19 protein-coding genes are annotated in these 21929 nt (G+C 65.9%); 16 read left to right on the top strand and 3 right to left on the bottom strand.

Going from position 1 to position 21929, the window contains the following annotated elements; genetic code table 11:
* The first annotated feature begins 18 nt into the window (after positions 1–18).
* The 12 genes from AC5P5M_RS11370 (at position 19) to AC5P5M_RS11315 (ending at position 12061) form a co-directional block, all read left to right on the top strand.
* Positions 19–1215, top strand: coding sequence for a GAF domain-containing sensor histidine kinase (locus AC5P5M_RS11370; RefSeq protein WP_495205889.1), 1197 nt, complete (start codon positions 19–21; stop codon positions 1213–1215).
* Positions 1216–1519: 304 nt separating this feature from the next.
* Entirely contained in the window at positions 1520–1849 is a 330-nt protein-coding gene (locus tag AC5P5M_RS11365) for a hypothetical protein (RefSeq protein WP_253118483.1), read from the top strand.
* Positions 1850–2276: 427 nt separating this feature from the next.
* Positions 2277–2492 (top strand): hypothetical protein, encoded by a 216-nt coding sequence (locus AC5P5M_RS11360; RefSeq protein WP_193395781.1) that lies wholly within the window; start codon positions 2277–2279, stop codon positions 2490–2492.
* Between the two features lie 590 nt (positions 2493–3082).
* Complete coding sequence (locus AC5P5M_RS11355) at positions 3083–3382, top strand: hypothetical protein (RefSeq protein WP_227255271.1); 300 nt, start codon at positions 3083–3085, stop codon at positions 3380–3382.
* A 1577-nt stretch (positions 3383–4959) separates the two neighbouring features.
* Positions 4960–5607 (top strand): aldehyde dehydrogenase iron-sulfur subunit PaoA, encoded by a 648-nt coding sequence (paoA, locus tag AC5P5M_RS11350; RefSeq protein WP_065182255.1) that lies wholly within the window; start codon positions 4960–4962, stop codon positions 5605–5607.
* Complete coding sequence (locus AC5P5M_RS11345) at positions 5604–6554, top strand: FAD binding domain-containing protein (protein ID WP_253118482.1); 951 nt, start codon at positions 5604–5606, stop codon at positions 6552–6554. The genes paoA and AC5P5M_RS11345 overlap by 4 nt, the downstream gene beginning before the upstream one ends.
* Positions 6554–8758, top strand: a complete 2205-nt coding sequence (gene paoC / locus AC5P5M_RS11340) for an aldehyde oxidoreductase molybdenum-binding subunit PaoC (protein WP_368865092.1) — start codon at positions 6554–6556, stop codon at positions 8756–8758. Before AC5P5M_RS11345 ends, paoC begins: the two co-directional genes overlap by 1 nt.
* 9 nt (positions 8759–8767) lie before the next feature.
* Positions 8768–9829: an XdhC family protein gene (locus tag AC5P5M_RS11335; protein WP_495205888.1), complete on the top strand. Its 1062-nt coding sequence runs from the start codon at positions 8768–8770 to the stop codon at positions 9827–9829.
* Positions 9805–10428: a nucleotidyltransferase family protein gene (locus AC5P5M_RS11330; RefSeq protein WP_495205887.1), complete on the top strand. Its 624-nt coding sequence runs from the start codon at positions 9805–9807 to the stop codon at positions 10426–10428. The genes AC5P5M_RS11335 and AC5P5M_RS11330 overlap by 25 nt, the downstream gene beginning before the upstream one ends.
* Positions 10429–10604: 176 nt before the next feature.
* Positions 10605–10736 (top strand): hypothetical protein, encoded by a 132-nt coding sequence (locus AC5P5M_RS11325; RefSeq protein WP_258012743.1) that lies wholly within the window; start codon positions 10605–10607, stop codon positions 10734–10736.
* Positions 10737–10797: 61 nt separating this feature from the next.
* Complete coding sequence (locus tag AC5P5M_RS11320) at positions 10798–11529, top strand: hypothetical protein (protein ID WP_461287861.1); 732 nt, start codon at positions 10798–10800, stop codon at positions 11527–11529.
* A 283-nt stretch (positions 11530–11812) separates the two neighbouring features.
* Entirely contained in the window at positions 11813–12061 is a 249-nt protein-coding gene (locus AC5P5M_RS11315) for a DUF3653 domain-containing protein (RefSeq protein WP_164152119.1), read from the top strand.
* Positions 12062–12268: 207 nt separating this feature from the next.
* Here AC5P5M_RS11315 and AC5P5M_RS11310 read toward each other — a convergent pair whose 3' ends face one another.
* Complete coding sequence (locus AC5P5M_RS11310) at positions 12269–13252, bottom strand: LacI family DNA-binding transcriptional regulator (protein ID WP_053516400.1); 984 nt, start codon at positions 13250–13252, stop codon at positions 12269–12271.
* Between the two features lie 159 nt (positions 13253–13411).
* Here AC5P5M_RS11310 and ptsP point away from each other — a divergent pair, with 159 nt between their 5' ends.
* From ptsP to AC5P5M_RS11290, 4 genes are all read left to right on the top strand, one after another.
* The gene (gene ptsP, locus AC5P5M_RS11305) at positions 13412–15922 is read left to right on the top strand and encodes a phosphoenolpyruvate--protein phosphotransferase (protein ID WP_481526043.1); all 2511 of its coding nucleotides are present in this window, start codon (positions 13412–13414) and stop codon (positions 15920–15922) included.
* Complete coding sequence (locus AC5P5M_RS11300; protein ID WP_262218107.1) at positions 15919–16875, top strand: 1-phosphofructokinase family hexose kinase; 957 nt, start codon at positions 15919–15921, stop codon at positions 16873–16875. The genes ptsP and AC5P5M_RS11300 overlap by 4 nt, the downstream gene beginning before the upstream one ends.
* An 83-nt stretch (positions 16876–16958) precedes the next feature.
* On the top strand, positions 16959–18659 hold the full coding sequence (locus AC5P5M_RS11295) for a PTS fructose transporter subunit IIC (protein ID WP_053516393.1): 1701 nt from the start codon (positions 16959–16961) through the stop codon (positions 18657–18659).
* Between the two features lie 78 nt (positions 18660–18737).
* The gene (locus AC5P5M_RS11290; protein WP_495205886.1) at positions 18738–19991 is read left to right on the top strand and encodes a carbohydrate porin; all 1254 of its coding nucleotides are present in this window, start codon (positions 18738–18740) and stop codon (positions 19989–19991) included.
* Positions 19992–20039: 48 nt separating this feature from the next.
* Here the strand turns inward: AC5P5M_RS11290 and AC5P5M_RS11285 are convergent, their stop codons facing one another.
* Both AC5P5M_RS11285 and AC5P5M_RS11280 read right to left on the bottom strand, forming a co-directional pair.
* Complete coding sequence (locus AC5P5M_RS11285) at positions 20040–20891, bottom strand: aldose epimerase family protein (RefSeq protein WP_495205885.1); 852 nt, start codon at positions 20889–20891, stop codon at positions 20040–20042.
* Positions 20881–21918 (bottom strand): glycoside hydrolase family 43 protein, encoded by a 1038-nt coding sequence (locus AC5P5M_RS11280; protein ID WP_263178302.1) that lies wholly within the window; start codon positions 21916–21918, stop codon positions 20881–20883. Before AC5P5M_RS11280 ends, AC5P5M_RS11285 begins: the two co-directional genes overlap by 11 nt.
* Positions 21919–21929 lie beyond the last annotated feature (11 nt).

Genomic DNA, 21929 nt, shown 5'->3' with positions numbered 1-21929 from the left:
TGTGCCCGCCTGCCACATATGCATACGCTGACTGATCCCCACCTGCTCAATGACGTCGCTGAGATCGGTCGTATCGAGGCAGTGCCGCGCATCCTTGAAACCGTAGCCCATATCACGGGCTCGAGATTCACGGCGATTGCCAGGGTTACAGAGACGACCTGGACCGCCTGCGCCACCCTGGACACGCTCGGGTTCGGGCTTGTTCCAGGCGGGCAGCTGGTCCTGGAAACCACCATCTGTGACGAGATCAGGCAGTCATCAACCTCCGTGGTTTTCGCACGCGCCAGTAACCACCCGCTGTACTCCAAGCACCACACGCCTCGGATCTACGGGCTTGAGAGTTACGCGTCGGTTCCGATTCATCGGCCGGACGGCAGTTTCTTCGGCACTCTGTGCGCCATTGATTCTTCGCCGGGCAACTTCGATGAAGCCCATGTCCGACGGTCCATGGAGCTGCTTGCCGAGCTCGTCGGCAACTATCTGGACAAGGAGGACCGCCTACAGGAAGCGGAGACGGCGCTTTCGGACGCGCAGCGGGATTCCGACTTGCGCGATCAGTTCATCGCGGTACTGGGCCATGATCTTCGCAGCCCCCTCCAGGCAATCAGCGTAGCAGCAGATGCACTTGAAGATGAGGCGACGTCCGCGCGTCAGCAGCAGATGCTTGCGCACATCGCATCTGGCGTGACCCGGATGGATGGGCTCATAAACGATGTACTTGATTTTGCCAGGGGCCGATTGGGTGGAGGCATCCCGATCTCGCTCCGGGAAAGCGATACGCTGCAAGCTGACCTTGAACGAGTTGCAGCGGAAGTGGCGATCGCCACCGGTCGCGAGGACATCGATGTGCAGATGCGGATCGAGGGCAGCGTGGTCTGCGATCCCGGCAGGCTGTCGCAGCTGCTGGCCAACCTGCTGACGAACGCAGTGCAGCATGGCGAGCGGTCGCTTCCTGTCACGCTGAGGGTGCACGCTGCATCCAATCGCCTCACGCTGGATGTGCACAACGCAGGCTGCATTGCGCCCGACAGGCTCAGCACCATTTTCAACCCGTTCTCGCGTGAGAAGGGCGAGCTTCCCAGGCCAGGTCTTGGTCTGGGCATCTACATCGCATCGGAGATTGCCAAGTCTCATGGCGGGATACTCGATGTGGTGTCAAGTGAAAGTGCCGGAACCGTGTTCACGTTCCGGATGCCAAGCGCGGATGTTGCCTGAGCGCCGGGGCTGGCCCTGCTTGATGCCACGGCATGCACTATCCAGGAGGTAGGCCGCGGTGGACTTTCGCTCAAGCAAGCTGTGGTAGCTCACGTCGTAGCACTTCGTGCGCTGCGCGGGGGCGAAGGCAGACCGTCAGGCACCTGTTGGCCGGACAATGCTCTGCCAACGGAAGCTCTCGCGCATCCAGCGTGGATCGTGCCTCCTTGCTGGGTTGGTCGGGAAGTCCCTTCTCGAACGCTTGATTGTAGATCTGTGTACCGTGGGCAATACTGAGATTGCCCCTGAGCGAGAGGACAGATCGTTGAGCGCCTCCATGCTTCCAAGAATCATAGGTTTCGACGTGCCACGGCTACAGGAGCATGTCGACTCATCTACCGACGAGGCCATCATTGCATTGCTGGATCTTGCCCCCGGTGCTCGCTGGATTGAACTGTTCCTGATGAAGTGTGAGGCGCTGGCGACTCAGCTTTCGCTTGCGCAAGTCCGGGTTGAAGGCTCGAAGATCTACTTCTACGGTTCGATCAGCGACTCTCGGGCGCTTGCAGATGCTGTCATGTCCATCGTCCACGTGCTGAATGATCAGCTGATGCGGGAAGGGAATGATGCAGCTGGGCAGGAGGGGCGTTGCTAAGGGCAGGAGAGTCGTGACCAGCATAGGGTCGCGATCTCCGCTGCGCCGGGGTGCCCGCGGAGACTGGATCGAGCCGCAAGCCTGACTTGGAGGGCGCCCAGCCATGCCTCGCGCATTCCGTGCGGATCTCTGATGTAGATGTCACACGCGAGCCGGATGACGGGGTCAACTTCATGGCGAAAGCTGACAGCAGGCAGGGCGCCAGAGTTGAATGCCAACCCCCAATGGGTGAGCTCACGCTCGACGTCAACGAAATCCTTGTTCCTCGTGCGTTCCATGGTTTGCTCCTGTTGGACATGCACTGTACACCCTTCAGGACAGCGGCCTGTTCATGGCGCTTGTTCATACTCGATCCAATCGGGCACGGCTGCGTAACGCGCTGAAGCCCACTGTGGGGTCGCAGCAGATGGCTGCATCGGAGCAAGACATGAACAACACTTCCCAGAACCAGAATGATGGCCGCAACTCGAGTGTCGAGAAGAAGCCCGGCCAGCAGGGCCACGCGGACGGCAAGGATCTCGGCGGTGAGGATCTGGCCGGACAGCAAGGGCAGCAACAGCAGCAGCCAAGCGAAACAGAGACTGGACAGCCAAGCCCTGGCCAGAACCCAAAGGCGGGTGTTGATCGCGACAGTCAGCGTTGATGCCCCAGAGGTGGCCGCGCCCAGCGCGGCTGCTTCGGCATCGACAGGAAGGCTGGAATGTCGTCTCACAATCAGGCTGTGACCTTGATGTCTCAGATCATGTACCAATCGCGCCCGGTCAGCACGACGACGATGGCTCAGTGCCGGGCTTGCCATGGCGAGAGTCCTGGTGGAATGGAGTGTGCGCGGTGTTTGACTGAAGAGTTGGGAAGAGTGATTGCCAATCGAGGCGCTGCTCTTTGCTGGCTTGAGTCGTTCCTGAAAGTTCAGCGAGACGAGGCACGCGTGTTCATCTGTGCAAAGAGAGTCGATGCGTCAGCCTTGGAGTAGTCGCATTCGGACCTGACATTGCGCAAGCGTATGCTCGATAAATCCAGGAGCAACGCTATGAACTTCCCGATATGCATCTACGACCGAACGGGTACGGGGCTCCGCCTTCCTGCCGGGTGGTGGATTGACCTTCAGTCCGATCTCCCCGCTCTGGTGAGAGGTGGTGAGCGCATAGATCTGCCACGCTCATCGAGAGATGACCGCCCTCGCCTGGATCCTGAAGTTCTCAGCGATCTGTCGAGGCGGATCCGGGGCTCGCAATGGCTAGAGTAGATCGAGCCCAACCGCCAGGCGTGCGCTGGTTGTTCTTCCGTCTTCGGAACGGACAGTCGATCAGCCCCGCCAGGCTGATGTCTGTCTGGTGCGAAGCCAGTGAATCGACTGAGTGCGCAGTACGCCGCGAGATCATTGACGGTGCTGGCTACGTGTATGCCCTTTATGCGCCCAATGGGCTGCGCTCACCTCGTCGCGTGGAACTGCGCATGAGGGCGCTTCTGGAAGAGGCGGGATTCGCCTTTACGATGGGAAGTTTGGCCGGGAGACATCCAGCCGACGGCTGAGGCGCGCCGCTTCCGGGACTGGAGGATCACTCTCCCGGTGGGTTCGCCGCCGCTCTGAGATCATGGCGTAGGGCCAGCCCAGCCGGCCGAAAGACTTTGCGTACGCTGTACGCGGCGCGGTGCCGATGCCTCCGGGCCCAAACGTGGTCATGCGCAATGACGGAACATCCGGCGAAATCAGGCAGCAGCTGAATCCATGCCCCGGGTAGCTGCCCGCGCGCGATCGGCAGCAACAGCGTTGCGCCCCCACACGCGATCACTTTCAGGCAGCCGCGACAGACCTCAGTGGAGCCTTCGCGGCGGCGGAGGCAATCCAGCCCTTCGGGCATGTCCATCACTCGCTTCTAGTCCTCGATATCGAATGGATCATCTGCTTGGAGTGCGCCAAGAGTTGTTGACGACGGCACTGCTCGAGCCAGTGGAGCCAGATCTCCATTTCGTCCATCAGACCTGTGGCCCCGCATGCAGGGCAGGTGAGGGTGGTTCCCTTCTGATCTGTTTCAAAGCCTGCGCCCCTGGTCATTGACGACCTCAGCCCACAGCTTCTACAGGTTGAACGCACCTGATCCAGTCGGATGATTGCGCCATTGAGCGCAAGCTGGGGCAGGATCGAATGGACCCTGAAGGCGTTGGGAGGGTGCATGGTCGTGCCATCTGGGGGGCTGGACACGGGAGCAAAGGATTGTGCACCGGAGAAGAGCCGCGAGATTGCAGTGTCCGCTCTTTGATGTGAGATCCCCTTCACGTCAATCGTCTCCGGCTGGCGGTCGAGGTGGATAGCCAGGAAGGATGCCCGAACGGGGCACACCCCTGGGGGCAAAGCCGTTGCCAGCCCACGGCAGCAATGTGGTGCTGGCCCCTGACGGTGCCACCCAGTTCTTGCTTCGCATCTGCGAAGTGCCGCTGCAGGTCAGTTTCCGCGCACGCGATAGAGCAGCTGTCTGCCGAACTGGGCCTGACGGTGGAGTTTCCGAGTGATCGTGTTCGTTGCAGAGATCTGGCGGAGAGCTGAGGCACTGATTCATCGAACCGTAGCTCTACCGCAGCGCCACGATCTCCATGGCCAAACTAGAGCCTTCCCGGTTCAAGCCGGCAGCCGCAGACATTTCCTCCACTGCAAGGACGAATGCTGAAACTTCCGCCCTACGCATGGCAGATGCAGTCCATTCCGCATCTCGACTATCCACAGCAGGTTGGCGCGTTAAGACTCGGATGCATCAGATCCGAGCGTCGAGGCGACTCCACGTTTTAATCCTTGTTTGAGCTCAACCCAGCTGCGGCGGGTGTTGACGGGCATGAACGAATCTCCAATCGGGATTCAGTATCCCCTCGTGGCTTCCGCTGATGGGGCCGATCAGTGGCGCAGATCAGTGTCTGTGGCGCACGCTTGCCAGAGACGGCATTGAAGATGACCGGCCAGTATGCTCGGCCGTTGATGCCGGCATGCCTCCGACCGGCTTCACAAATCTGTACCCCGAAGACGGGCATAGTGCCCTCTGAGTAGTGTGAGCGCGTCCATCCAGCCACGGGGTTTCCCCGAACGCCAGGAGGTCACTGTGCCAAGTTGGGATGAAGGAATGAAGTTGACGCGTCGCCAGGTGATCGCCGGCGGCGCCACGACCGTGGCGATGTCCGCCGCACCAGGGGCGTCATCGCTCGCCGCCGAACTGGCGGCATCCCCGCCGCCCAGGCCGCCGGTCATCAGCACGGTGGCGTTGACCGTCAACGGCGCGCGCCGGGAGCTTGAGCTCGACACGCGGACCACGCTGCTCGATGCCCTACGCGAACATCTGGAGCTGACCGGGACCAAAAAGGGCTGCGACCACGGTCAATGCGGTGCCTGTACCGTGCTGGTCAACGGTGAGCGCATCAATGCCTGCCTCAGCCTGGCGGTGCAGCACCAGGGCGATGCCATCACCACCATCGAAGGCCTCGGCACCCCCGATGACCTGCATCCGATGCAGGCCGCCTTCATCAAGCATGACGGTTACCAGTGCGGGTATTGCACGCCGGGGCAGATCTGTTCGGCGGTAGCGGTACTGGACGAGATCAAGCGGGGTGTCCCCAGCCATGTGCAGGCGGACGTCAGCGCACTGCCCCAGGCCACCAGCATGGAAATGCGCGAACGCATGAGTGGCAACCTTTGCCGATGCGGCGCCTATTCCAACATTGCCGAGGCAATGCAAGAGGTCGCTGGCGTGACCTCTGCAGGGAGGCGCTCATGAGGGCCTTCAGTTACGAACGCGCGAAATCCCCGGCCGAGGCCGCCAAAGCCGTGGCCGGTACCGAGGGCGCGAGGTTCCTGGCCGGAGGGACCAACCTGCTCGACCTGATGAAGCTGGAGGTCGAGACGCCAACGCACCTGGTCGACGTGCAGGACATCGGCCTGGACAGGATCGAACCCACCGACGAGGGCGGCCTGCGCATCGGCACGCTGGTCACCAATACCGCACTGGCCTCGCATGAGCGCGTGCGCCGCGACTACGCGGTGCTGACCCGCGCGATCGTGGCAGGCGCCTCCGGGCAGCTGCGCAACAAAGCCACCACCGGCGGAAATCTGGTGCAGCGCACGCGCTGCCCGTACTTCTACGACCCCCATCTTCCCTGCAACAAGCGCCTGCCCGGATCAGGCTGCGGCGCGCTCGAAGGGTTCTCCCGCCAGATGGGCGTGATCGGCACCTCGGACAGCTGCATCGCGACCTATCCGGGCGACATGGCGGTGGCCCTGCGGGTGCTGGACGCCTCGATCCAGACCGTCAGGGGTGACGGTAGTACGCGCAGCATCCCGATCGCCGATTTCCATCGTTCCCCCGGCGACAGGCCGCAGCAGGACAACGTGCTGCAGCGCGGTGAGCTGATCACCCACGTCACGCTGCCGGAACCCCTGGGCGGTCGGCACGTGTACCACAAGGTACGTGACCGCGCGTCCTATGCGTTCGCACTGGTTTCGGTCGCCGCGGTCGTGCAGCAAGACGGCTCGGCGCGGTTCGCCTTCGGTGGAGTTGCGCCGAAGCCGTGGCGCATCGAGGCAGCCGAACCCCTGCTGCGCGACGGCGTAAAGGCCGCGGCCCGGCAGGTGTTCGCCGGCGCCCGTCCGACGCCGGAGAACGCGTTCAAGATCGCTCTCGCCGAGCGCACCCTCGCAGCCGTGCTGGTGGAAGGAGAGCACTGATGCCCCTTGAATTCAACGCCCCCGCCGGTGACAACCTGTTCGACAAAGCGAAGGTCGTCGGCAAGTCGACGCCGCGCATCGACGGCCCACGCAAGACCACCGGCACCGCCCCCTATGCGTATGAGCGCCATGACGTGGCACCGAACCAGGCCTACGGCTATATCGTCGGCGCGGGCATCGGCAAGGGGCGCATCATTTCGATGGATGCCTCCCGCGCACGCGCCGCCCCGGGCGTGCTGGCGGTCATCACCGCACCGGAGACCAAGCCGGTCGGCAAATCGAACTGGAACAATGCACCGCTGTTCGGCGGCCCCGAAGTGGCCCACTATCACCAGGCCATCGCCTGCGTGGTGGCAGAGACCTTCGAGCAGGCCCGCGCCGCCGCGGCATTGATCCGCACCCGCTATGAGCGCGGCAAGGGCCGCTTCGATTTTCCCGCACTGGCGCCGTCCGCGCCGCTGGCAAAGGGGCGCGATGGCAAGCCCGACCGGCAGGCGCTGGGCGATTTCGACACCGCCTACGCGAGCGCCGCGGTCAAACTCGACGAGACCTACCACACCTCCGACGAAAGTCATTCGATGATGGAGCCGCACGCCACCATCGCCGCCTGGGAGGGCGACACGCTCACGCTGTGGACGGCGAACCAGATGATCGACTGGGCCAGGCAGGGCATGGCGGCGATCCTCGGCATCGATCCTGCCAAGGTGCGCGTGGACTCGCCCTATATCGGCGGCGGCTTCGGCGGCAAGCTGTTCATCCGTGCCGACGCGGTGCTGGCCGCGTTGGCGGCCAAGCAGGTCGGGCGACCGGTGAAGATCGCGCTGCAACGGCCTTTGATGGCCAACAACACCACCCACCGGCACGCAACCATTCAACGCGTCCGGATCGGTTGCGCGAAAGACGGCAGGATCTCCGCCATCGCCCATGAGAACTGGTCGGGCAACATCAACGGCGAGGACGGCGAGAACGGCACCCTGCAGACGCCCAAGCTCTACGCGGGCGCCAACCGCCTGGTGGCCAACTACATCGCCACGCTCGACATGCCCGAAGGCAATGCAATGCGCGCGCCGGGCGAAGCGCCAGGCCACATGGCGCTGGAAGTGGCGATGGACGAAATGGCCGAGAAGCTGGGACTCGACCCGATCGCGTTCCGCATCCTCAACGAGCCGGAGGTCGTACCCGGCGACCCGTCCAAGAAGTTCTCCGACCGCAACCTGGTGCGCTGCCTGCGCGAAGGCGCCAAGCGCTTCAACTGGAACAAGCGCAATGCCAGGCCGGCGCAGGTGAGGGAAGGGCACTGGCTGGTCGGCATGGGCGTGTCCGCGGGCTATCGCGGCGCACCGACGATGAAGTCGGCGGCGCGGGTGCGGCTCGACGGCCAAGGCGGCGTGATCGTGGAAACCGACATGACCGACATCGGCACGGGCTCCTACACGATCATCGCGCAGACGGCAGCCGAGACCATGGGCGTGCCGCTGGACCGGGTCCAGGTGACCCTCGGCGACTCCCGTCATCCCGCCTCCGCCGGTTCCGGCGGCCAGTGGGGCGCGGCAAGCTCCACCGCAGGCGTGTACGCGGCGTGCGTCAGCCTGCGCCGCAAGGTGGGCGAGAAAATGGGCTTCGACGGCGACACCGCAAACTTCGCCGATGGCCGCATCCAGGCGGATGGGCGGACCATCAAGCTGGCGGAGGCGGGGACACTGTCGGCGGAGGACGGCATTGCCTTCGGCGACTTCAAACAAGGCTACGACGTCGGCACCTACGCAGGGCATTTCTGCGAGGTCGCCGTGCATGCCTACACTGGAGAGACGCGCATTCGCCGCATGCTTGCCGTATGCGATGGCGGCCGGATCCTCAATCCGCTGTCCGCACGCAGCCAGGTCATCGGCGGGATGGTGATGGGCGCGGGTGCGACCCTCATGGAGGAACTGGTGGTCGACAAGCGGCTTGGCTTGTTCATCAACCACGACCTGGCCGGCTACGAGGTTCCCGTGCACGCCGATATTCCGTATCAGGAAGTGGTCTTCCTCGATACGCTGGATCCGGTGATCTCTCCGATGAAGGCCAAGGGCGTGGGTGAACTGGGCATCTGTGGGGTCGGCGCCGCGATCGCCAATGCGGTCTACAACGCAACCGGTGTGCGCGTACGCAGCTATCCCATCACCCTGGACAAGCTGTTGCCCGGCTTGCCCGACGTGAGCTGACCCTTGCGCATGGACCAACCCGCGGCCTCAGCCACTCTGGAGGCCTCCGCGATAGGCGGAGGAGGGCCCAGGGATGCTGCCGGGCAATTGTCCGCACCACCGGGCTTCCTCACCGAAGGAAGCCCGCGGAGCGTGCTCGAGACGGCCTTGACGCGCGCGCGCGCGGGGGAGCACGCCGTGCTGGCGCTGGTGCTGGAAACCGATGGCTCCACCTACGCCGGTGCCGGCGACATGGTGCTGTTCTGCAACGGCAGCCAGGTCGGCTGGCTGAGCGGCGGATGCTTGGAGCCCGAGCTCGCGCGACGCGCAGAGCAGGTGAGCGCGGCAGGGCAGGTCGATTGGATCGAGATCGACACGCGCAGTGACGAGGACCTGCTGAGTGGGTCCGCGCTTGGCTGCCGTGGTCGTCTGCGGATTGCACTTCTGCCATTGCGTGCCATGGCCGGCATCGACGTTGTCATCGAGGCATGGCTGCGCGAGGGTGTGCCACTACAGCGCGAGCTTCGCGCATCGGGGCAGATCGTTTTCCGCGCGGGCCGTCGCGAGCGGACGTGGCAGCTGCATCCGATGGATGGTACGCAGCCTTTTGGTGAGGGTGCGTGGCGTTTGACGCTGCCCCGGCTTCCGCGAGCCCTGATCCTGGGGGGCGGTCCCGAAACGCCCTTCCTGGTTCCGTTGCTGCGTGGCCTGGGGTGGCAGATCAGCGTGGCCGAACGGCGAGCGCGCTGGGCCTCAGCGGGGCAGGGCGCGGATGCACAGTTGCAGACCAGCCCGGCCGAGGCCCTCCAGGGCGACCCGTGCGACGCGGTACTGGTGATGCATCACGATTTCGAACTTGACCGGGAGGCGCTGGTGGCCCTGGCTGATACCAAAGTCGCGTTCATTGGACTGCTGGGTCCGCAGCGAAGGCGCGAGGACCTATTCAAACTGCTGACACCGGATCAGCGCCACCGCCTGTCCCCGCGACTTCGATCACCGGTCGGCCTGAACATCGGCGGCCGAGGGCCAGAGGCGATTTCGCTCAGCATCGCCGCGCAGCTGCAGCAATGGCGAAGCGCGCACGGCAGGTGACCGACCCGCATGCGGTCGTCGTGCTTGCTGCCGGCGGGAGCACCCGACTTGGCCAGCCCAAGCAGCTTCTAACCCGGCAGGGCGAGACCCTGGTACATCGCGTGGTCCGGTTGGCGCTGGAGCTAGCGCCAGCGCAGGTGCTGGTCGTAGTAGGCGCGAAAGCACAGGCAGTGACATCCAGCATTGCCGGGCTGGATGCCACCCCGGTAACCAACCACCACTGGGAACGCGGCCTGGCGAGCAGTCTGCAGGTCGCCGGCGCACACTTGCTGCCGACGGTGAGCGCGGTGATGGTCGTGGCATGCGACCAGCCCGCAATCGAGCACGCCCATCTGCAGGCGCTGCTTTCGGGTGCCCGCGCCGCGGCATCAGCGTGCGCGGGCACCCGTCACGGGAGTGCGCTTGGCGTTCCCGCGGTAGTACCGCGCGCCTGGTTCACCCCTGTGGGTGCAGCCGGTGACTGCGGCTTCGGAGCGCGCCTGCGGCAACTTCCTGCCGATACGGTGCATGTCCTACAGGCACCGGAACTGGCCCTGGACATCGACACGCCAGAAGATCTTGCGCGTGCGCGCGATGCGGGCTGGATCGATACTGAGTGAGTCGCACGCGGGTTCGGCCCCGTTTGAAATCGCGGCCGATTGCTTTGGCCCGCGCGCCTGGCTGAACGACCTGACCTGCTACAACACCCTCGGCATGACCTTCCCGGTGGGGCACAGCAGCGGGGTGCGCGACTCCTGGCAGAACGTCACCGGCTGCAGCCTGCAGAAGGGGCGGGATGCTCACCCACGTCGCCTGCATTGCCGGCCGCAACATGTGGTTTGCCGGAGGTGATGGCATCGGCATCAACAATGGCGGCCCGTCGCGCTGGCATTCGCGGCTGAACCCCAACATCGGGTTCTATTTCTGAAAGGTGCTACGCGTCGGCTACGATGCTACGGTCGGCATCGTAGCCGGTGGCAGGGGACGCAATGGATATGCAGGCAGCGGGCGAACTCGATTTGCCGGCAAAGACCGATTCGCAGGAACTGACCTTCCACTGGCTCTACCAGCGGGTCCAGGGGCTGGCTGAGCACAGCATCTATCCGAAGGCGGGCAGGGTGGAAACGTGGGCGTTTCGCATTGGCTTGGCCGCCGCAATCGTTGGCATTCTCTGTGGCCAGCTGCCTGATCGGTGGCTACCTGTGAGTGTAGTGCTGCAAGTGGTTGTTGCGTGCCTGGCCATCGAGATCGGCGGCTTCATCGTTGGAGTTGCCCTGGCCGCCTGCAGAGGAATTCACCAGTTCAGCCAGCCACGGCTCTCGCACGCCAAGGAGATGGACGGCGACTTCGCGCACTGGCAAACGGTGGTTACCGAGCTTCGCAGCTTCCCCCGCATCGAGCGTGAGCGACGCCTTCGCTATGTCAGCACGCTGCGCACCAACATGATCGAGCGCATGGGCATGATGTATGGCGGCCTGCAGCGGCTCGGGCCGTTTCCACTGCTGATCGCGCTCTATCTGCAATTCCGCGAATGGAAATGGGGTGACTGGGCGAGCGCGTTCGACGTCAGCTTGGTCGGCGCATTGTTGATCTTCGCCATGGTGCTGCTGTACCTCCTGGGCTGGATGCTGATCAGCCTCCGCACCCGCCTGGATACTTACGTCGCCCTGCTCGAGGGCTCCACCCACGAGCCCGAGCCCCCGCAACCAGCGCCACAGTAGAGCCAAGCCATGCTCGGCTACGGCATGCCCGGCCGAAGGCCGGTCAGGTCAATACGGTGGTGCGGGTCGAACACGATCATGCCGGGATCTCATGCAAGGCTGGGCGGTCTCAGGGCGGAGGCAGGGGCCGAGCCAGAGGCCCAGCCATTGCCATGCGGAGCCAACAAAGGCCCAGATTCGACGGATACGACATTTCGCATAATGTATATTATGTTAGCCCCGGCCCAGCAAGGGCATCCCGGCACGCCTCTTGCCGCGTCCCGGCTGACATCGAGCCACAATGATGCGTGATCGGAAATTTACCGGTGCTTGGGCCGGCTTCTCGTTCAAGGGCGGCCGACTGGTCACGCCTGAGGGTCGTGAACTGCTGCCTGAGGACTTGGCATGGCTTTCCCTTCTGGCCGTCCAGGCCCATGAATGGCGCCGCTTGATGGAGACCGCACAAGGTGGCCAGAAACGTCCGTTTGGTCGGGCCGGCATCATTGATCTGGCCGACGTAATCCGTCGCCGGGCCCGCAGCTCGCTAGAGTGACCAGCAGCCTCGCGACTGATGCCTGTTCTGCTACTCACGGCAGTGCAGCCATTCGCCCTTGGCGTTGCGCAGCTGCTCCCGGTCGCTCAGCAAGGCACCTCATTACACACTGGCCGTGACGCGTCACGTTAATCGGTACGAATCGGCCCAGATCATCTGCTCTCCACGATCTGCAAGGCAGTTCCGCAGGCCCCGGGCGTCCGGAAACTATCGCGAAGCGGTTGATCCCCGTACAACGCAGCGACCGGTCATCACCAGCCTGCGCACTGGCATCTCCGGTGCACGCAGGCGCTCCAGCAGCAGCGACATCGCGGCTCGCCCCATCTCCTCCACCGGTTGCTCGACGACAGTGATGCCCGGTTCAACCAGTTCGGTCCAGCGCTCGTTGTCGAACCCCGCCAGCGCCAGCGCGCCTGGAATCGCCAGTCCTGCGCTGCGTGCCGCTTTCAGTGCTCCCATCAGCAGCAGGCTGTTGCTGGTAACCAGCGCCTCGGGCCTCGAGGGCCCAGCCAGCCACTGTCCGGCGGTGCTGATGGCGGCCTCGGCCGTGGGTTCGACTTCCCGGTAGTCCGGTTCCAGCCCATGCCTGCGCATGGCCGCAAGATAGCCATCACGACGTTCGGCCGCAGTGGTGCTGGTACTGCCGAACAGGCCGCCGATGCGCCGATAGCCGCGTTCAACCAGATGCTCGACCAGGCCGGCCATGGCCGCCGGATTGTCCAGCACCACGCTGTCGATCGCCCCGCCCGGCGCGGCGCGGTCGACCAGTACCGTCGGATAGTCCAGCGCGAGCCGTTCCAGCCGCCCCACCGTGGTCCGGGTCGGCGCGAAGATCAGCCCGCTGATGCGCTCCTCGTGCATCAACTGCAGGTACAGTGCCTCGCGCTCGGGGTCCTCGTCGGTGTTGCACAGGGTGACGCGCAGGCCCTCGCGATAGGCGACCTCCTCCACCGCGCGGATCAGCGCGGTAAAGAAGGGGTTGCGGATATCCGCCACGACCAGCCCGATGATGCCGGTATGCCGGGAGCGCAGGCGCCTGGCCTGCAGGTTCGGGCGATAGCCGGTCTGGCGGATGGCGGCCTCGACCCGGCTGCGCACCTCTCCACTGACCGGGCCGCCACCCAGCACGCGCGACACCGTGGATTTGGAGACGCCCGCCACGCGCGCCACGTCGTTGATGCTGATGCTCATTGGATTGGAAACGTTCCCGGTCAACTGTGCTGGCCGCAGCTCGACGGCCGTTCAGGACAATGCTAACGCCAAATTACTATTGGATTTTTGTGCAGTGCACATTGAAATGCGGGCTGGGAACGTTCCCAATACGCCAGCACACCCTTCCCGGAGCCCGCCTTGTCTTCCCTCCCCGCCCCTGCTCCCGTCAGCCACGAACTGATCCGCCTCGGCGCACGGGCCCGTGACAAGGCAGATGCCATCGCCCAGGCCGCACAGATGCTGCTGGCCGCCGGCTGCGTTGCGCCGGGCTACGAAACCAGCATGGGCCGCCGTGAGCAGCTGGCGAACACCTTCCTCGGCCACGGTGTGGCGATCCCGCATGGGCTCGGCGAGGACCGCCATCTGGTGCGCCGCGATGGCATTGCCGTGCTGCAGTTGCCGGACGGTGTCGAATGGAATCCGGGCCAGGTGACGCGGCTGGTGGTCGGCATCGCCGCCCAGTCCGATACCCACATCACCCTGCTGCGCCGGCTCACCCGGCTCATCCAGGATGACGCCACGCTGCAGCGTCTGTTCACGACCGCCGAAGCGAGCGAGATCGTGACGGCGCTGGCCGGCGACGTCACCACCTTGGCCAACGATGTTCCAGCGCAGGATCTGGCCGAGCATTTCGGCTGGACCATCGCCTACCCCAATGGCCTGCATGCGCGGCCTGCCACGCGCTGGGCCGAGACGGCCCGCAGTTTCAGCGCCCGTGCCCAGGTGCGCGCAGGCGACCAGGCGGCCGATGCCAAGAGCCTGGTCGCGCTGCTGCAGCTGGGTCTGCGTCATGGCGACCCGGTGAGCGTGTCTGCCGAAGGCGCGGATGCGCCCGCACTGCTGGCCGCACTGCGCAGGGTCATGGAGGGGTTGGTGGCTCAGGAAAAGGCCGATGCCGAACGCGCAGCACAGCGCAAGGCGGCGCCGGTCGCGGGCTGGAATCCACCGGAGGCACAGGCAGCGATCGTCGGCATTGGTGCCAGCCCCGGGTTGGCGATCGGCCGGATCCATGTGCTCGCCAGCAGGCAGACCAACGTCGCCGACCACCCCGCCCCGCTCGGGGAAGGCGGTGCACGCCTGCAGGACGCGCTCGGCCGCACCCGCCAGCAGCTGGCGGCGCTGCAGGACGACACCCAGCGCCGGCTCGGCGCATCTGACGCGGCGATCTTCGGGGCCCAGGCCGCGCTGCTCGACGACACAGACCTGATCACCCGTACCTGTCAGCTGATGGTGGAAGGCCATGGCGTCGCGTGGTCATGGCACCAGGCCATCGAACAGATTGCCTCCGGGCTGGCGGCGCTGGGCAATCCGGTGCTCGCCGGGCGCGCAGCCGACCTGCGTGACGTGGGGCGGCGTGTGCTGGCACAGCTTGATCCGTCTGCGGCCGGCGGTGGTCTCGCCGACCTGCCCGCCTACCCCTGCATCCTGCTCGCGGCCGACCTGTCACCGTCAGACACCGCCAACCTCGACACCCGTCGCGTGCTCGGTCTGGCCACCGCACAGGGCGGGCCAACCTCACATACCGCGATCCTCTCGCGCACGCTCGGGTTGCCGGCGCTGGTTGCCGGTGGCGCGGATCTGCTGACGATTGAAGCGGGTGTGGAGGCCATCATCGACGGCAGCAGCGGGCGGCTCTATCTGTCTCCGTCCGATGCCGATCTCGCTTCGGCCCGCGCCTGGATCGCCGAGCAGCAGCACATCCGCGAACGCGAGGCCGCGCAACGCGCGCAGCCGGCGCAGACGACCGACGGCCACCGCATCGACATCGGTGCCAACGTCAACCTGCCCGAACAGGTGCCGTTGGCACTGGAACAGGGCGCCGAAGGCGTTGGCCTGATGCGGACCGAGTTCCTGTTCCTCGAACGCGGCAGCACGCCCAGCGAGGATGAGCAGTACGCCACGTATCGGGCGATGGCCAGCGCCCTGGATGGCCGCCCGTTGATCGTGCGCGCGCTCGACATCGGCGGCGACAAGCAGGTTGCGCACCTGGAGCTGCCGCATGAGGACAACCCGTTCCTCGGCGTGCGCGGCGCGCGCCTGCTGCTGCGCCGTCCCGATCTTCTGGAGCCGCAGCTGCGGGCGCTGTATCGCGCGGCGAGGGACGGTGCGCGCCTGTCGATCATGTTCCCGATGATCACGTCCGTACCGGAACTGATCGCGCTGCGTGCCATCTGCGAACGGTTGCGCATCGGGCTGGAGGCGCCCGAAGTGCCGATCGGCATCATGATCGAAGTGCCCGCAGCCGCAGCCCAGAGCGATGTGCTGGCGCGCCATGCCGATTTCTTCTCGATCGGCACCAATGACCTGACCCAGTACGTGCTGGCGATCGATCGCCAGAATCCGGAACTCGCCGTCGAGGCCGACAGCCTGCATCCCGCCGTGCTGCGCGCGATCCGCGCCACGGTCGACGGCGCACGCACGCATGGGCGCTGGGTCGGCGTCTGCGGTGGCTTGGCTGGCGACCCGTTCGGCGCCATGCTGCTGGCCGGTCTCGGCGTGGACGAGCTGTCGATGACCCCGAACGATATTCCGGCGGTGAAGGCCCGCCTGCGCAGTACCCGGTTGGCCGATCTGCAGGCGCTGGCCGGCAAGGCACTGGACTGCGAAACCACCGAACAGGTGCGTGCCCTTGAGGGAGCGCGCGCATGAACCCCCGCGCCGTCACCGTCACCCTGAACCCGGCGATCGACCAGACCGTGCGCCTGGCGGGCCTGCAGCCGGGGCATGTGCATCGTGCCTTCAGCAGCCGCGACGACGCGGGGGGCAAGGGCATCAATGTTGCCGCCTGCCTGGCCGACTGGGGCGTGCCAACAGCCGCACTGGGTGTGATCGGCGAGGACAACCCGGGCGTGTTCAGTGCGCTGTTCTCGGCGCGCGGCATCACCGACGGCTGCCTGCGCGTGCCGGGCCGGACCCGCACCAACATCAAGCTTGTGGATGAGACCCACGGCGAGACCACTGATATCAACCTGCCCGGCCTGCCCTTGAACGGCGCCGATCTGGATGCGGTGTGCCGACGACTCGCCGCCGTGCTCCAGCCACAGCTGCCGGTGGTGTTGTCCGGCAGCCTGCCCTCCGGCCTGCCGGCCGATTCATGGACGCGACTGCAGGCGCAGGCGGGCGGCGCGGGCGCGCGGGTACTGCTCGACACCAGCGGCGATGCGCTCGCCGCCGCCCTGAGCAGCGCACACGCGTCAGTGCCCTATGCGGTCAAGCCCAACCGCCACGAACTGGAGTCGTGGGCCGGAACGCCGCTGCCGGATCGGAGCGCCCTGCGCGCTGCCGGCCTGCGCCTGCTTGAACGCGGGGTTGCGCTGGTGGTGATTTCGATGGGCGTCGACGGCGCGCTGTTCATGGATCGCAACGGCGCCCTGATCGCGCGTCCCCCGCGTCTGTCGCAGGGCAGCACGGTCGGTGCGGGCGACGCCATGGTGGCCGGTATCGCCGCCGCACTGCTTGAGCCGGCCTTCGACCTGGCCAGCTGCGCGCGCCTGGCAACGGCCTTTTCGATGAGTCGCCTGCACAGCGGCGACGCGCGACGGCTGGATCCGGCGCAGGTCCGCGGGTGGACGGACGATGTACTGATCGAACGATTGGATTGAAACCCTGCAGGCGGCGCTGCAGGCCCCACGGCCCGCCCCAGCGCCTCACGCAGAACAGAACCCGAAGAATTCCAGGAGTTCCCATGCACCCTTTCCCCGTCATCATCGCCGCTGGCGCGCGCAGCATCGAGGCCGTTCTCGCTGCCGAAGCGCTGCGCCGCGCCGCCCGCCAGCGTGGCCTCGAACTGGTGATCGAGATCCGCAGCGAACAGGGCGTGACCGGCGCACTTGATGCCGCACACGCCACCGCGACGACGCTCCTGCTGGTGGGCGACGGCGAGGCCGATCTGACCCGCTTCGACACTGCGACGGTGGTGCGCGCCGGCCTCGGCGAAGTGCTGGACGATCCACTCGCTGCATTGGCATCACTGGAAACTGCTGTGCCCAAGGCCGATGCGGCGGACCCTCGCAAGCGCATCGTCGCTGTCACCTCCTGCCCGACCGGCATCGCCCACACGTTCATGGCGGCCGAAGGTCTGCAGCAGGCCGGCAAGGCGCTTGGCCACGCAATCCGGGTCGAAACGCAGGGCTCGGTCGGTGCGCAGGATGCGTTGAGCGACGAGGAAATCGCTGCCGCCGACCTGGTGCTGATCGCCGCAGACCGTGAAGTGGATCTGTCACGCTTCGCCGGCAAGCGCCTGTTCAAGAGTGGCACCAAGCCCGCGATCAACGACGGCCAGAACCTGCTCCGCAAGGCGCTGGCCGAGGCCAATGTCCACGCCGGCGCGTCTGCCCCGGGCCGCGCACCCGAGAAGAGCAAGGGCACCGGCCCCTACAAGCACCTGATGACCGGCGTATCGTTCATGCTGCCGTTCGTGACCGCAGGTGGCCTGCTGATCGCGCTGGCATTTGCCCTCGGCGGCATCTACGCCTTCGACGATGCACACAAGGGCACGCTGGCCTGGTCCCTGTTCCAGATCGGCGCCAAGGCCGGCTTCACTCTGATGGTGCCGGCACTTGCCGGCTACATCGCCTATTCCATCGCCGACCGCCCCGGCATCGCGCCCGGCATGATCGGCGGGCTGGTCGCGGTCAACATGGACGCGGGCTTTATCGGCGGCATCCTGGCCGGCTTCATTGCCGGCTATGGCGTGCACTGGATCAACCGAGCGCTGCGCCTGCCGCGCAGCCTGGAGGGCCTCAAGCCGGTATTGATCCTGCCAGTGCTGGGCACCCTGCTGGTGGGCCTGTTGATGATGTACGTGATCGGCACGCCGGTCGCAGGGCTGCTGGCCTGGCTGACCGAATGGCTGCGGGGCATGCAGGGCAGCAGCGCGATCCTGCTCGGTCTGCTGCTGGGCGGAATGATGGCGGTGGACATGGGCGGCCCGGTCAACAAGGCTTCCTATGCGTTCTCCACTGCATTGATCTCCAGCCAGGTCTACACGCCGATGGCAGCGACGATGATCGGCGGCATGACGCCGCCATTGGGCATCGCATTGGCGACGTGGTTGTTCAGCAACCGCTTCACGGCCGAGGAACGCGGCACTGCCGGAGCCGCCGGCGTGCTCGGTCTCAGTTTCGTCACTGAAGGTGCGATCCCCTACGCCGCGCGCGATCCGCTGCGCACCATTCCGGCGCTGATCCTAGGCTCGGCCGTGGCCGGCGCGATCTCGATGGCCGCGGGCGTCGAACTGAAGGTCCCCCATGGCGGCGTGTTCGTGCTGCCGATCCCGAACGCGGTCACCCATCTGGGCGTCTACCTGCTGGCGCTGCTGGCCGGCGTCACCGTGACGGCGCTCGCGCTGCGTCTCCTCAAGAAGCCGGTCACCGCCGCGGCCTGACCGTTCTCCCTGCCTCGATCACTCGGCTGTCCCGGCTTTCCGGGGCGGCGTCGTTGCCCATCTACAGGACTTCCGCCCATGCCCCGCTCCTCCCGCCGCCTGCTGCTGGCCGCACTCCTGCTGACGCTGCCCTCGCTGGTCGCGGCCGCCGACCGGGGCGAGGTCGTTTCACCCAAGCTTTCCTACACCGGCGAAGCCGCGGCCACGCTCGACGGCGGCAAGAACAGCGGCACCGCCTACGCCGGCCAGTTGATGTTCGGCGCGGACGTGAACCTGGAGGCCGCGTTCGGGTGGCAGGGGGCAACGATCAAGGCCTACGGCATCAACCGCCATGGCACCAACCTGGCTGCCAGCAGCACCGGCAACAGCACCTCGGTGCAGGAAATCTACGGCGGCCAGGGGACGCGTCTGGCCAATCTGACCCTCGAACAGAAACTGCTCGACGACCGCCTGGTGCTCGAAGCCGGACGCAGCGTCGCCAACATCCACTTCCTCGGCTCCGAACTGTGCCAGTACTTCCAGGGCAATTCGGCCTGCGGCAACCCGACCTACGTGTTCCGCACCAGCAACTTCACCTGGTGGCCGGTGTCGAGCTGGATGGCCGATGCCACCACCTGGTTGACGCCGGATGTCTATCTGCGCGTCGGCGCCTACCAGGTCGATCCGAGTCAGGCCGAAGACGGCCAGCATGGCCTGAAATGGAGCACGCACCAGGCCACCGGCTGGATCGTGCCGTACACGATCGGCTGGCGCAGCCCGGCTTCGGCGCGATTGCGGGCCCGGTATGAACTGGGTGGCTGGCAGGACAACTCGACCTATCGTGATCCGTTGCGCGACATCAACGGAATGCCCGCCGTGCTCACTGGCCAGGACTACGCGAACCGCCACGGTCGCTCCGGTGCATTTGCCCGTTTCGAGCAGCAGCTGACCGGTGATGGCAGCGATCGCGGCCTGACGGTCTTCGGCGCCGTGCTCAAGGGCACCTCCGGCCAGTTGATCGAGGATCACTTTCTGCAGGCCGGCCTGGTGCAGAAAGGCACCTTCGCCCGCCGTCCACAGGACAGCATCGCCTTCGTCGTGACCCAGCAGAAGTACAGCGGCATCGCCCTGGAGAACCTGCGCCTGGCGCGTGCCGCAGCCGGTGGCAGCGGCACCCCGCATGGGAGCCAGGTGATGATGGAGCTGAGCTACGGCATCCAGCTCACCCCACAGCTGCGGATTGCGCCAAACCTGCACTACATCATGCATCCTGACCAGTTCAACGAACCTGCGCGCCAGCGTGACCTGCCGGATGCGCTGATTGCAGGCCTGCGCATCGATTGGAGCCTGTGATGGCCCGTTCCGTCGCAGTTCCCGCCCTGCGCTGAACCGCGCGGCAGTTCAGGGGGCGTCCTGCTCCCAGACCAGCTCGAACGTCTGCGCCAGCTGCTGACCGGGCTGCAGCCGGCGCGGCGCAAGCGTGAAGCCATCAGGTGGCCCGCTCTGCGGTTCGATGCAGGTGGCGTGCGGGGCACCGTCGTAGACAACCCAGTGGTCGCCGTCCGATCGCAGCCGCAGGCGCTGCCCGCCGCGCACCAGCGCGATGTCACGATCACGGTCGGTGATGAAACAGTCATCCCATGGACCTGGCGCGGGCGGCACGCACGGCAGAACGGCAATACCCTCCCCGTCACGCGGGTACATCGCGCGAGGGTTGAACAGCAGCCGGTCCGGTTTGCGGAACCACGGGTGCCAGCCCAGTACTGCCGGCATGGCCTGCTGCGCAGCCTCGACCGAGAGCTGCAGCTGCAGGCACTGTGCCTGCAGGCGTATGACCTGTCGCGCGACGCCACCGAAGGGCCAGTACCTGTCGCGCGGCAGATCAAGCGTCAGCGTGGCGCTCGTCGCGTCGAGGCTGTCGATCTGCCAGGGCCTGGAGAAGCCGACCCCGTGAATGGCGTGCCCGCCGAAGTTGACCGGCAATTCATGGGGTGCACCGTCGAAGCTGAAGTGTCCACGACGAATGCGCCCAGCCCACGGCACCATCGGATAGCAGCCCCAGGCGATCGTCGCCGCTCCGCCCTCCTCTGCGTCCACCAGCCAGTCCACGCCCCGGTAACGCATCTGTGCCAGGCGCCCCCCTGCCCCGGCCGCCAGCGCCACTTCGAGATCGCCTGCCTGAAGCCAGTGCAGCTCACCGGCCGGCAGCGGGGCGAGCGCGTCGTCCACCGGCAGCCTGCGCTCATGCACCATAGGGATCGATGGTCCGGATGCGGCCATCGGCCTCCATGTGCAGCGGCGTGCACTTGGCCGAGCGCAGATGTGTCACGCCGCCGGACATCAGCGCATCGTGGTAGAACAGATACCACTGTCCCTTGAAGCTGCAGATGGAGTGGTGCGTGGTCCAGCCCACCACGGGCGTCAGCAGTACGCCGGCATAGGTGAACGGGCCATAGGGGCTGTCGCCGATCGCGTAGCACAGCAGGTGCGTGTTGCCCGTGGAATAGGACAGGTAGTACCGGCCCTGATACTTGTGCACCCACGGCCCTTCAAAGAAGCGGCGCGCATGATCGTCCGCGCGCAGCGGCTGGCCGTGCTCGTCCAGGATCTGCACCTCGCGCGTGGGTTCGGCCAGTTCGGTCATGCCGGCATCGAGCCGGCCCACCCTCGGCCCCAGCGCCGGCGCACTGCCTGTCGGCTCTTCGTGCGCGGCGTCGTACCGATTGTCACGATAGTGCTGCAGCTGCCCGCCCCAGATCCCACCGAAGTACAGATAGTGGCTGCCGTCCTCGTCCTCGAATACGGCCGGGTCGATCGAGTACGCGCCCTGCATCGGTTCGGGCCGGGGAATGAATGGTCCCTCTGGCCGTTCGCCGACCGCCACGCCGATGCGGAACAGGCCCTGCGCATCCTTGGCCGGGAAATAGAAGTAGTAGCGCCCGTCGCGGCAGGCGGCGTCGGGCGCCCACATCTGCTTGTGCGCCCACGGCACGTCGTCAAGGTGCAGCGCCTGGCCGCAATCGATGGCGTCGCCGTCGGGCGTGTCCATCCGCAGTACGTGGTAGTCCTGCATGCCGAAGTGCCCACCCTCGTCGTCGAACGGCTGGCCGCCGTCGATGTCGTGCGAGGGATAGATGTAGAGCCGTCCCTCGAAGACATGGGCCGACGGATCGGCGGTGTAGATATGGGTCACCAGCGGCTGCGAGATGGCGTGCCGGGTGAGCTGCGCGAGGCGGGCGTCGTCGGCCCGGCCGTCGTCGCCTGGAGAGAGGTCGATCATGGTCGTCATCG

Source organism: Stenotrophomonas sp. YJH_SMC_106-19, from assembly GCF_059368375.1.
This window is presented reverse-complemented; position numbering and strand designations above follow the sequence as displayed.

Excerpts from the sequence above, each read along its gene's own strand:
- AC5P5M_RS11370 (WP_495205889.1), top strand. The coding sequence starts at position 19 with ATGCATACGCTGACTGATCCCCACCTGCTCAATGACGTCGCTGAGATC.
- AC5P5M_RS11360 (WP_193395781.1), top strand. The coding sequence starts at position 2,277 with ATGAACAACACTTCCCAGAACCAGAATGATGGCCGCAACTCGAGTGTC.
- AC5P5M_RS11355 (WP_227255271.1), top strand. The coding sequence starts at position 3,083 with ATGGCTAGAGTAGATCGAGCCCAACCGCCAGGCGTGCGCTGGTTGTTC.
- paoA (WP_065182255.1), top strand. The coding sequence starts at position 4,960 with ATGAAGTTGACGCGTCGCCAGGTGATCGCCGGCGGCGCCACGACCGTG.
- AC5P5M_RS11345 (WP_253118482.1), top strand. The coding sequence starts at position 5,604 with ATGAGGGCCTTCAGTTACGAACGCGCGAAATCCCCGGCCGAGGCCGCC.
- paoC (WP_368865092.1), top strand. The coding sequence starts at position 6,554 with ATGCCCCTTGAATTCAACGCCCCCGCCGGTGACAACCTGTTCGACAAA.
- AC5P5M_RS11335 (WP_495205888.1), top strand. The coding sequence starts at position 8,768 with ATGGACCAACCCGCGGCCTCAGCCACTCTGGAGGCCTCCGCGATAGGC.
- AC5P5M_RS11330 (WP_495205887.1), top strand. The coding sequence starts at position 9,805 with ATGGCGAAGCGCGCACGGCAGGTGACCGACCCGCATGCGGTCGTCGTG.
- AC5P5M_RS11325 (WP_258012743.1), top strand. The coding sequence starts at position 10,605 with ATGCTCACCCACGTCGCCTGCATTGCCGGCCGCAACATGTGGTTTGCC.
- AC5P5M_RS11320 (WP_461287861.1), top strand. The coding sequence starts at position 10,798 with ATGGATATGCAGGCAGCGGGCGAACTCGATTTGCCGGCAAAGACCGAT.
- AC5P5M_RS11315 (WP_164152119.1), top strand. The coding sequence starts at position 11,813 with ATGCGTGATCGGAAATTTACCGGTGCTTGGGCCGGCTTCTCGTTCAAG.
- AC5P5M_RS11310 (WP_053516400.1), bottom strand. The coding sequence starts at position 13,252 with ATGAGCATCAGCATCAACGACGTGGCGCGCGTGGCGGGCGTCTCCAAA.
- AC5P5M_RS11300 (WP_262218107.1), top strand. The coding sequence starts at position 15,919 with ATGAACCCCCGCGCCGTCACCGTCACCCTGAACCCGGCGATCGACCAG.
- AC5P5M_RS11295 (WP_053516393.1), top strand. The coding sequence starts at position 16,959 with ATGCACCCTTTCCCCGTCATCATCGCCGCTGGCGCGCGCAGCATCGAG.
- AC5P5M_RS11290 (WP_495205886.1), top strand. The coding sequence starts at position 18,738 with ATGCCCCGCTCCTCCCGCCGCCTGCTGCTGGCCGCACTCCTGCTGACG.
- AC5P5M_RS11285 (WP_495205885.1), bottom strand. The coding sequence starts at position 20,891 with ATGGTGCATGAGCGCAGGCTGCCGGTGGACGACGCGCTCGCCCCGCTG.
- AC5P5M_RS11280 (WP_263178302.1), bottom strand. The coding sequence starts at position 21,918 with ATGATCGACCTCTCTCCAGGCGACGACGGCCGGGCCGACGACGCCCGC.